The 10607-nt window shown below is 68.2% G+C and carries 7 protein-coding genes and 2 pseudogenes; 4 read left to right on the top strand and 5 right to left on the bottom strand.

Translation table 11 applies throughout. From position 1 onward, the window contains the following. Positions 1 to 536, top strand: a 536-nt coding sequence (locus tag RT697_RS23120) for a DbpA RNA binding domain-containing protein (protein WP_313702035.1), incomplete at its 5' end; no start/stop codon positions are given. Positions 537 to 552: 16 nt separating this feature from the next. On the opposite strand, the gene RT697_RS23125 is transcribed toward RT697_RS23120, so the two are convergent. Genes RT697_RS23125 through RT697_RS23135 form a run of 3 tightly spaced genes read right to left on the bottom strand, consistent with a single transcriptional unit; the run spans position 553 to position 6913 of the window. After that, positions 553 to 2931 carry a DUF6493 family protein gene (locus tag RT697_RS23125; RefSeq protein ID WP_313702036.1) on the bottom strand — a complete coding sequence of 793 codons (2379 nt, stop codon included), beginning with the start codon at positions 2929 to 2931 and terminating at the stop codon, positions 553 to 555. A gap of 8 nt (positions 2932 to 2939) precedes the next feature. Then, the gene (locus tag RT697_RS23130) at positions 2940 to 5525 is read right to left on the bottom strand and encodes a DUF6493 family protein (RefSeq protein ID WP_313702038.1); all 2586 of its coding nucleotides are present in this window, start codon (positions 5523 to 5525) and stop codon (positions 2940 to 2942) included. Beyond that, positions 5522 to 6913: an SWIM zinc finger family protein gene (locus RT697_RS23135; RefSeq protein WP_313702040.1), complete on the bottom strand. Its 1392-nt coding sequence runs from the start codon at positions 6911 to 6913 to the stop codon at positions 5522 to 5524. The genes RT697_RS23130 and RT697_RS23135 overlap by 4 nt, the downstream gene beginning before the upstream one ends. A gap of 349 nt (positions 6914 to 7262) precedes the next feature. Here RT697_RS23135 and RT697_RS23140 point away from each other — a divergent pair, with 349 nt between their 5' ends. Next, positions 7263 to 7667, top strand: coding sequence for a DoxX family protein (locus RT697_RS23140; protein WP_313702042.1), 405 nt, complete (start codon positions 7263 to 7265; stop codon positions 7665 to 7667). Between the two features lie 270 nt (positions 7668 to 7937). Then, positions 7938 to 8105, top strand: coding sequence for a hypothetical protein (locus RT697_RS23145; RefSeq protein WP_199778285.1), 168 nt, complete (start codon positions 7938 to 7940; stop codon positions 8103 to 8105). A 964-nt stretch (positions 8106 to 9069) separates the two neighbouring features. On the opposite strand, the pseudogene RT697_RS27110 reads toward RT697_RS23145, so the two are convergent. Next, positions 9070 to 9483 (bottom strand): annotated as a pseudogene (locus RT697_RS27110) (hypothetical protein); the annotation flags it as partial. A 331-nt stretch (positions 9484 to 9814) separates the two neighbouring features. Between RT697_RS27110 and RT697_RS23155 the strand changes: the two are divergent. Then, positions 9815 to 10351, top strand: a complete 537-nt coding sequence (locus tag RT697_RS23155; protein WP_313702044.1) for a peroxiredoxin — start codon at positions 9815 to 9817, stop codon at positions 10349 to 10351. A 78-nt stretch (positions 10352 to 10429) separates the two neighbouring features. Here the strand turns inward: RT697_RS23155 and RT697_RS23160 are convergent. Then, positions 10430 to 10607 (bottom strand): annotated as a pseudogene (locus RT697_RS23160) (CoA transferase); the annotation flags it as partial.

Raw genomic sequence — 10607 nt, forward strand, 5'->3', positions numbered from 1 at the left:
TGATCCAGTTCGCCAACCAGAGCTGCGCCGTGCTGGTCGCCACCGACGTGGCCGCACGCGGCCTGGACATCCAGAACCTGGGCGCGGTCATCAACGTGGACGTGACCAAGGACACCGAGGTCCACGTGCACCGCATCGGCCGCAGCGGCCGTGGCGATCAGAAGGGACTGGCGCTCAGCCTGTGTTCGCCCGAGGAAATGCGCTGGGCCAACCTGATCGAGCAATACCAGGGCGCGCCGCTCAAGTGGGCCGACTTGAAGTCGCTGCGCCCCAAGGCCGACCGTCCGCTGCGCGCACCCATGGTCACGCTGAACATCCAGGGCGGCAAGAAGGACAAGCTGCGTCCCGGCGACCTGCTGGGCGCGCTGACCGGCGACGGCGGCCTGACGTTCGAGCAGGTCGGCAAGATCAACATCACCGAGTTCAACTCGTACGTGGCCCTTGACCGGCAGATCGCCAAGCAGGCGTTCTCGCGCATCTCCAACAGCAACATCAAGGGACGGCGCTTCCGCATGCGCTTCCTGGAAGAGTTCTGAGCGAGCGACGGACGCGCTATGGCGTCTTCAGCGCCAACAGCGCCTTGGCGGCCTTGGCGGCGGCTGACGAGCCGGTAAAACCCGCCAGCCAGCCGCGCAGGTCCGTGTCCGCGACAGGATGCGCATGGCGCAGCGACTCATCCAGCAGCACGGTAAGCAACGATCCGATACCGCGCGCCTTGGGGTCCAGGCGGGGCAGCAGGCCGCCCAGCACGGCGATGACGGCGGCGGGCGCCAGCGTTGCCGCGTCAGTGAAGGACGCCGCCCAGCGCGTCAGCACGATAGCCGGCGAGCACGCGGCGTAGGCTTGTGCCGCTACCGTCGCGTCCACGCGCTGTGGGATCGCCGCCGCAAAAACCTCCACCGCTTGTGCGCGCACCTCGGCCTGCTTGGACGCCATGCCCAGCGCCAGCAACTGGACGGTTTCCGGCTGCCAGGCGCCCGGATGCAACGCGAGAACGCGCAGGACGGCGGGCGCGCGATGCTCGGCCTCATCGCCCGCCGCCACGTTCATGATTTCCATGCTGGCCGCGGTCAGCGGCAGGGTCGATGCCGGATTGGCCAGGCCGAGTTCGGCGCAGACCAGCGCGTGGGCGTCGACGCCTTCCTGGTGCGGCGGCGGGCCTGATGGAATCAGCGCCGGCTGCGTGGCCGTCGGCGCGTCGGCGGGCTCGGCATGGACCACCGGACTCCACCACACCCACTGCGGCGAGCCATCGGCCTTCAAGGTGCTCGATCCGCGGCTATGCCACGCGATCCGCACCATGCCGGTGATCTGCGGCCCTGCGCCGCCGGTGGCCTCGACCACCCGCGCGCGGTGCTCGGGATGCACGCGCAGCAAGGCCTGCACGAGATCCACCGGGAGCGGCGCGCCGCTTTCCCTGCCTGCCTCGAAACGGGCCAGCAGGACATCGGCGTCGACCCAGCCCTGCGTGTCGGTGGGCGTGGCGAGCAGCGGCCGGCGCGCCGTCCTGCCCTGCACGATGCCGGCCACTTCGCGCAGGCGGGTGATGAAGCTGGGCAGCAAGGAGGATTGCTCGGCGCTCGGCAGCGGCTGGGGTTCGCCCACGTTCTCATACACCCACTCGCCGTTGACGACCTGGCTCGTGGTCTTCTGCCAATATTTTTGCGGCAGGAATGGGCCATCGGGATCGTGCGCCGCCAGCAGCAGCGCCGCCGCATAGTGCTGGGGGTCCCGTTCCGCCAAGCGGAGTGCTCGCTTCGCCAAAGGCGCAACGGTGGCCGCCACTTGCCCGGACGTCGCCAGCCACGCCAGGGCGAGCTCGAACTCCAGCACGTCGGCGGGCGCCTCCAGCAGCGCCGCATAGCGTTCCAGGGCGTCCGCGTCGGTCCACGGGCGCAGCGGCGCGGGCGGCGGCAAGCCGGAGGACGCGCTTGAAGGGAGATGGGCATGGGCGGCATCGGCGTCCTCGGCGGCCTCATCCGGCAGCAGGACGGCCACCGCCGGCGCCAGCGCGTCGCGCTGCTGCTGCGCAAGGTCCGTCCGGCCCAGCTTCGCCAATGCCTTCACCGCCGCCCGCTGCACGTCGGCATGCGGATGCGCAAGGCCCAGGGCCAGCGCCTGCGCCACGGATTCGGGTTCCGCACGCGCCTGCGCGCCCAGCGCCTCCAGAATGCGCAACACCGACAGCGCCGCCGCCTTCGACCCCGAGAACGCGCCGCCGCAGGCGTCTACAAAGGGCGCGGCGTCGAGCAGACCCTGCTTGTGCAGCGCTTCGAACTGCTTCACGGCCAGCCCAACGGTGGCCGTGATCGGCGATCCCAGACTTTGGCGGAGCAGCGGCTGGTCCGCTGCCGCCTCGTCGGGCGTGGGCGCCAGCGTCGCATACAGACGCGAGAACCAGCCGGCGCGATAGGCGGAGAAATCCCGGTTCAGCGCCTCCAGGCAGCCGCGCAACACGCGGCGCCGGTCCAGCGTGCCTTCGTTGGCCAGCAGCACGACCGTGTTGTGCCAGTTCAATTCCTCGCGCGAGAACTTGTCGATGTTGGCCAGCGAGATTTCGCCGCCGCCCTCCACCTCGAAGATCCGCCAGAACACCTCGTCGCGCAGCGCGTGGTCGTGGCGCAGCATGAACAAGCGCACTTCCTGTTCCTGCCGTCCACCCAGCCCGCCGACCATTGCCAGCACGTAGTCATCCGTGTGGTCGACCTGCAGCCCGTTGAACACCTCGTTCAGGCGGATCGGCAAAAAATTCGGGCGCTGGGACCAGCCCTGCGCCATCTCGCGCAGCCGCTTGGGCGAGGCCTGCACCGCGCGCATGTCTTCCGACTGCACGCCCAGCATGGCGTCGTACAGCGTGCGCAAGGTCGCACCGCCCTCGATCAGCCGTGCCGTATCGCGGTAGTAGTCCCAGAGGTTTTTATAGGGGGTCATGCGAACGGTCATTCCTCAAAAGCCCGCTGCGCGGCGGCAGCGGCGGTTTCGGCCAAAGGCGTCACGCGCGGCACGACGGCCTCCAGACTGCGCAGGGTTACCGCCAGCACGGATGCGCCCTTGCGCCGCGCCGCCAGCGTGGCGGGCAACGTGATCGGCATACCGTAGTCGTCGGACAGGCGCGCGGCCAGTTCGATGAGCTTGCCGGCCTGCGCCAGCGGCTTGCCGTCGGCGTCGAGCAACTGCGGCAGCAGCGCCTCCAGCGTCTGGAGCACGCGGCAGCCGGCGAGCGCACTGATGGATGCGGCGTCGGCCAATGTCTGCGCGACGCGTCCGGCCAAGGCGAAGCCCTGCGCCAGATGCGCCGCGATCTGTGCGGCGAACGGCGCGGGATCCAGCAGGCCCGCGTCGGCCAGCCGCGCGATCGCCTCCGCCGCCTGTGCGCGGTGTTCGGCCATCTTGCCCGATGCGGCCAGCGCCAAAGCCGAGTACACGGGCTCGCCAGGCGGCAACCGGGACGCGCCCAGCGCCGTCAGCAGCGGCCCCACGCCGCGCACATTGATGACCTGCACCGCCGCGCACAGCATCGGATGGAAATGCGCGGCCAGCGTGTCGGGGTTGGATTGCAGCAGCCAGGCCGTCCATTGCACGACCTGATCGTAGCCATCCTGCTCGCGCGCCTCCTGGGCGCGGAAGGTGAATTCGGCAGGCACGTCGGCGACATCGAGGGCCGGCGACGCGCAGGCCGCGGCGTCCCCCGCCATCCAGAACGGCTTGGCGCCATCGCCCAACACGGCCAGGTCGCGCGAAAACGTGCCATCGCCCGGCTCGGCAAGCACGCGCTCCCACACGAAACGCTGCGCGGGAACGACCGTTGGCGGACTGAACGGCTTGCCCTGCGCCCGGCTCGACCGCAGATCGTGAAGGACGCCGGCCAGCAAGGCCAGCGGCGAATGCGTCGGCAGGTACTGGTAGCCCCAGCGGGAGGTCCAGGTTTCATCGGCCTTCCAGTCGCCCGTCTCCGAGTCGTAGCGGCTGCTGGAGACCGTTTGCTCCTGCAATGCCACGCCGACGGGATCCGGCTTGCCCGCGATGGCCACGACGTAACGGGCATAGCCTCGAAAACTGACGTCTTCCCTGCCCAGCAGCGCAGCGGCCAGCAGGCGTCGCGGCGACGCGGCGCGTTCCTCCCACACCGAATCGATGATCTCGCTGGCGCGGTGTTGCAACGCCTCGGGCAGCGGCAGGTGCGGATGGACGGCCAGGTGATCGACGATGCGGGGCAAGTCGGCGCCGTGCCCCGTGCCCTCGAACTGCGCGGCGATCAGCGCGTGCAATTCCTCGTCGCCGCCGATGCCGGGCGCTTGATCGGGTAGATCCGGCAGCGGCTTGCGGCGCGGCGCCGGCATCGCGATCGCCTGCGATGCATGTTCACCGTCAACTTTGGCGCTCGCTTGGCCGCTCGACTGGCCGCTCGCCTCGGCCGGTTGCGTCTCGCTGGACGGCGTCACCAGCTTGCGCGCCAGCGACGCAAGGTCCAACGGCATGCCTTCCAGCGCTTCGCCCACGATCCCCGACATGCGATCCCGCTGCCCGGCATCGGCTTCTAGCGCGGCAAACAGCCCGAGCAGGGCTTTGACGAGCTTCTTCTCCGAACGGGTCAGGACCGCGGCCCCCGCCTCGATCATCGCGTCCACGTCCAGCTGTCCGGCGGCGCGCTTGAGCATGTCCAGCGCCAGGCCGACCGCTGTGCTGGGCGCCGTGGCGAGCACGGCGAAATACGTGTGCTGGCGCGCCGCGACCTCATGCGCGGACGGATCGGCCAGTCGATGCATGCGCAGGTACCACGCAATGGTCTTCGCCGAAAAATCGCGCAGCAGCGCCTCCTGCGACTCGGTCAGCAGACGGTCGCGGAACGCGGGGTTGTCCTGGCAAAGCGTCAGGACGGCGGCATCCCAGGCGGGCCCGGTGCGCTCCATGAGCAAATAATCGGCGCCCATGCCCTCGACCCGGAACAAGGCCCAGAATTCGCGCTCGATCTGATCGGGGTGGGCCTGCAGATGGGCGGCCATGCACTTGCCATGCTCCCCGTCCAGCTGTCCGTCCCCGCCGATGGCGCTGACCTGTTGCACGAAGCAGCGCAGATATGGCATGGATAAAGGCGCATCGTCGTCCAACCGGACCAGCGCGTGGCACACCGGCCATGCCAGATGCTCGGCCCACCAGCGCTGCTCCGCCAGCAGCTCGATGAACGCGGCGCGCCAGGGCGCGTCCCGCCCCGCTGCGGCGTCGACGACAGCCGGCGCCATCTCGCCATGGCGCGGGCCATACTCGCGCTTGCGCACCATGTCCGCCGGCGCCAGCGTATCGGCCACGAGCTTGGGCTTGCCCAACGCCGCCAACACAAAGCACGCCCGCGGCGTGGGTCCTTCCGCGCTGAACAGGCGGGACGGCGGCAAGGCCTTGGCCAGCGCGGCGCGTTCCTCCTCGTTCGCGCCTTCCAGCGCGCGTGCGAAAGACGCGATATCCGCCGCGTCGTCTCCAGCGGCGGCCTCGCGCAGCGCCGCACGGCGTTCGGTCAGGCTCAGGGTCATGCGTCGGCTCCAGTTGCATTGAGCGGGTCAAGAAACATGCGTACCGCCAGCGTGTGCTTGCAGGGTCCGCGCGTGCCTTGATATTTGGCGTGCCAGGGGCAGGTGCAGCGGTCCAGGACCGGCTCGGCGCCGAGCGCGACCCGGTAGCGTTGCTGCGTCGACTGCACCGAGAATTGCCCGTCGTCTTCACGCCGGACGCCACCGCCGGCCACCAGCTTGCGGGCATCGGCAAGCCGCGGATGCAGCGTATCGAGCAGCCCCGCCTGCACCGGCAGCGGTCGATGGAAATACGCGCCGGCCGCCAGATCGAAGCCCACCTGGCCGGAAGACGCCAGCACGCTCAGCGCGGACAGGATCTGCGGTTCCGGCAGCAACGCCCGCTCGGCCAGCCGCGCAATGTCGATGCGCGGCTCGAAGGCCAGCAGCGTCGATACGAACGCCGCGTCCTCATTCGCATCCCCGCCTGCGACCCGGTGCAGCACCGACCCTTCGCCCGAGAAACCGCGCGATTTCTCCGGGCTGAGGCCCAGCGTGACCCGCGCGCCCGGCAGCTCCAGCACCCAGGCGCTGGCTTGCGGCAGCGCCCCGGCCGCCACTTCCGCGCCATACGCGCGCAACTCGGTGGCATGCCGCAGCAAGGGTTCCAGGACGCGCAGCCGTTCCGGTCCCGCCGCGCAGACCGCGCCGGGCGTCGCCTGCGTGGCCAGCCGCAACGAGCGGGCAGCCTGGGTCGCCCACATCACGGTTTTGGTCGCCGACGACCGGGGCAACGCCTGCATGAACTGGCGCAAGGCCGCCCCCGTCAGGACATGGCGGCAAGCCATGTCCGACGACAACATCTGCGTCTCGGCAAAGCCTTTGAGCCAGCGCGCTGGCAGCGGCACTTTCTCTTCGACGATCTCTCCCGCCTGCGTCGTCACCCGCAATGCATCGCTGCCCACGTTCAGGTGCAAGGGCTCGGACGGGCGCAGCCCAGCCAGCGCCTGGCGCAACGGGGGATTTACGTCCACGTTGGTGACGCCCGCCGCCAGGTGCGTGGCGTCCAGCGCCGCCGCGTCCACGTCCAGGCGCGCGTACACGCCGCAGCACACGCTGAAGGACTCGAAGCGCAAGCCCTCGGGCGTGGACGTCACGACCGGATCCGCCGCCCGCAGCACCGCCGCCAGCGTGTTTGGCGGCACGTAGAAGCGCGTGCGCGCCACCCGCGCCAGCATCAGCAGCGCCTGCGCCACCACGGCAGGCTGCGCGACGAATCCGGAAAAGAAGAATGGGTGCGCCACCGCGCCCGACGGCGCAGTACCGCCGCTGGTGGCCAGGTTCAGGTCGGTCTGACCCTGCCGCTGTGCGATTTCTGAAAGGGCAAGATAGGCGTAGGCCAACTCCGTCATGGTTCTTGGCTCCTGGACCGGAGCGGGACGCGGCACGGCTCCTTTGCCGCCAAAGGCAAGGACGAATACGGGCGATCCGGCTGGGGCGCAGGTCTGCCGGGGAGTGTCTGCGCCAATGAGACTTTCAGCTGCTTGTTCATTGGGGACACATGTTAACTGCCGTGGGCATGCACCCGGCTGCCGACCGCGCGCAAAGCTTGTGGGTTTTGCACCGGCTTTGCCATAATGGCGCCGCCTGCACGCCGGTATGCGGGATTTTTCGAAAGACTCGGCGGGCGCGGAACAAAAGGCAAGCGGTGTGCTCCAATCTGCCCACTGTCCCCCTTAACCATCACAAGAGAAACTCACCATGATCAAATCCGATGACACCGGCAAGCTGATCCTGCGCCTGACCCTCGGTATTCTGATTCTGCTGCACGGCCTGTCCAAACTGACCGGCGGCGTCGGCGGCATCAGCGGCATGCTGTCCTCCCATGGCTTGCCCGGGTTCCTGGCCTACGGCGTCTACGTGGGCGAAATCATTGCCCCTGTCCTGCTGATCATCGGCGTCTACACGCGCCTGGGCGGCCTGATCATCGCCATCAACATGGTCGTCGCCGTCCTGCTCGCGCACAGCGGCAGCATTGCCAGCATGACCAACAACGGCGGCTGGGCGCTGGAACTGCAAGGCATGTTCCTGTTCGCCGGCCTGGCGATCGCCTTCATGGGCGCCGGCCGTTTCAGCCTGGCCGGCAACGGCGGCCGCTGGAACTGACCGCCCGTCCCGCCCGCCGCACATAGCCGCGGGCGACCAAGGCCACAGGGGACCGCATCAGGCGGTCCCCTTTCTTTTTGCGACGCAAATCGTGCGCTTTTGCAGACATTGATACGAACGACATCGACCGTCACGCAGGCGCAATCACTGGTCACGCGAAAGCTGTTTCGGAACGATTACAGTCCCGAACTCGCCCTCGCGGCCGTGGCCTAATCCCCATGAGCGCAGGAAAGGCGTATCTCGCGCCTGGCGCCCGGCGGGAGCCGCAAGATGAAGAAGCATGTGTTGTTGTTGATGGCGATGGCGAGCGCCCTGAGCGGCTGCGTGGTCGTGCCGGCGCGGCCGGCCTACTACCGGCCCGCGCCCGTCTACTACACGCCGCATTATTACTACTACCCGGCGTATCCCGCCCCGCATTATTACTATCGCGGCTATTGAACCGCGGACCTGCTGCGTTGAGGACATTCTCATGAGCCCTTCCTTCCAGATCGCCCGCTTGCGCCCCCTGGCCACCGCAGCCCTCCTGGCGGCCAGCGCGGCCGCTGCCGCGCAGAACGTCTATTCGACGCAGCAGGTCCCGGTTCCGTCCGGGCAGAACGTCTATTCCACGCAGCAGGTGCCGGTTCCATCCGGGCAGAACGTCTATTCGACGCAGCAGGCGCCGGCGCCATCGGCCTATCAGCCCGGGTACGACGACGGTGACCCCGCCAACGCGAACCTCGCATTGGTCGACCGCAGTCCCGAGCCGCCCCCGCCCTTGCCCGTCTATGTGCAGCCGCCCGCCCCGGCCGACGGCTATATGTGGGTGCCCGGCTACTGGAGCCGCAACCGCTACGGCTTTTTCTGGGTCCCGGGCGCGTGGGTGCTGGCGCCGTATCAGGGCGCGCTCTGGACGCCCGGGTACTGGGGCTTTTCCAACGGCGTGTACCTCTGGAACGCGGGCTATTGGGGACCGCACGTGGGGTTCTACGGCGGCATCAACTATGGCTTTGGCTATACCGGCCTGGGGTATGTCGGCGGCTACTGGAAGCGTGACCGCTTCTACTACAACCGGTCCGTCACGAACGTCAACATCACGCGCGTGACGAACGTCTACCACCGCGACATCGTCGTCAACAACGTGGACAACCACCATGTCAGCTATCACGGTGGTCCGCAAGGTGTGCGCCGCAAGGCCGACCCGCGAGAGTTGGCCGCGCGCAACGACCGCCACGCCGGACCCACGGACGTGCAGCGCGGCTACGTGCGCGATGCGGGCGCCAACCGTGCGCAGTTCTACGAACACAACAAGGGCCAGCCGCCGCAGGCGTATCTGGATCACGCTGACAACGGCAGACCGGGCCGGGATGGCCGCGCGCAGGGCCGCCCGCCGCAGGATCGCCTGCCGCAGGACCGCCTGCCGCAGGATCGCCTGCCGCAGGATCGCCTGGCGCAAGACCGCCTGCCGCAGGATCGCCTGGCGCAAGACCGTCAGCAGCAGGTCCGCGACCAGCAGGCGCGCGAACAACTCAGAAACGACCAGCAGCGCCAGCAACAGGCTCGCGATCAGCAGGACCGCAACCGCCAGCAGAACGACGCGCAGGCGCAGCAGCAGCTTCGCCAACAGCAGATGCGCGACCAACAGGCCCGCCAGCAATTGCAACGCGACCAACAGAACCAGCAGGAGCTTCGCGAGCGGCGGCAGCAGGATCAACGGGCGCGTCAGCAACGCGAACGCGATGACCGCGCGCAGCAAATGGCGCGGGACCGGCAAGAGCACGAACAGCAGGCGCACCAGCAGCGGCAACGCGACCAGCAGCAGACGCAGCAACGCCATCAACAGCAGCGCGATCAGCAGGCCCGGCAGCAGCAGCAGCAGCAGCAACAACAACAACGTCAACAGCAACAGCAACAGCAACAACAGCAGCAAGCCCGCCAACAACAGCAACGAGACCAGCAGGCGCAGCAGATGCGCCAACAGCAGCAGCGAGAGCAGCAACAGCAACAGCAGCAACAACAGCGCCAACAACAGCAACAACAGCAGCGCGATCAATCCCGCGGCAACGGCCGTGGCGGGCCTGATGGCGGCTGAACTGGACCCTCGCCCGCCGCGCCGCTACAGTAGGCAGCTTGCCGCGGATTTTCCGCGGTCCCGATAGGAGACACCCATGAAGCGCCTTGCCCCCTGGTTCCTGGTATGCGGCCTTCTGGCCGGCACGGCCGCGCATGCCGCGCTGCCCGTCGGCGCGCCGGCGCCGGACTTCAGCGTGCCCGCCTCGCTGGGCGGCAACGAATACACGTTCAAGCTGAACGAAGCGCTCAAGCAAGGCCCCGTGGTGCTGTATTTCTTCCCCGCGGCATTCACGCAGGGCTGCACCATCGAAGCCCACAACTTCGCCGAAGCCACCGACGAATACAAGTCGCTAGGCGCCACCGTCATCGGCGTCTCCACCGACAACATCGACACGCTCAAGAAGTTTTCCGTCAGCGAATGCCGCAACAAATTTGCCGTCGCGGCGGACAGCGACGGCAAGGTGATGAAGGCTTATGACGCCGTGCACGACAGGCGGCCGGAATACGCGCAGCGCGTGTCGTACGTGATCTCGCCCGAAGGCAAGATCGTGTATGAATTCACGGACATGAGTCCCGAGTCGCACGTGACGAACACGATGCGGGCGCTGCGGGACTGGAAGGCAAAGCAATAGGCGACAGCGCACGTTCAGTGCGGACGTTCAGTACGGACCTTCGCTGCGGTCCGTCACTGCGCACGCCCCCCCCCCGCCTTAATTGAACGGCCAGACCGTCGGATGCGAACCCGGCGGGCTGGACGGCCGGATCCACCGCGCCGGCGTCTCCGAAAAACGCGCAGCATGGCGCACGGCGACCAGCTCGCCAAACCCGGACGGCGACGTTTCCATCAAGCCCTCGAACCCGGGCATCGCACAGACCAACCCGCCGTCC

The organism is Achromobacter sp. (assembly GCF_032113835.1).
Lineage (GTDB): Bacteria > Pseudomonadota > Gammaproteobacteria > Burkholderiales > Burkholderiaceae_B > Achromobacter.

Bases quoted from the DNA above. Each gene is read 5' to 3' on its own strand.
- RT697_RS23125 (WP_313702036.1), bottom strand. From the start codon at position 2,931: ATGACCCCCTATAAAAACCTCTGGGACTACTACCGCGATACGGCACGG.
- RT697_RS23130 (WP_313702038.1), bottom strand. From the start codon at position 5,525: ATGACCCTGAGCCTGACCGAACGCCGTGCGGCGCTGCGCGAGGCCGCC.
- RT697_RS23135 (WP_313702040.1), bottom strand. From the start codon at position 6,913: ATGACGGAGTTGGCCTACGCCTATCTTGCCCTTTCAGAAATCGCACAG.
- RT697_RS23140 (WP_313702042.1), top strand. From the start codon at position 7,263: ATGATCAAATCCGATGACACCGGCAAGCTGATCCTGCGCCTGACCCTC.
- RT697_RS23145 (WP_199778285.1), top strand. From the start codon at position 7,938: ATGAAGAAGCATGTGTTGTTGTTGATGGCGATGGCGAGCGCCCTGAGC.
- RT697_RS23155 (WP_313702044.1), top strand. From the start codon at position 9,815: ATGAAGCGCCTTGCCCCCTGGTTCCTGGTATGCGGCCTTCTGGCCGGC.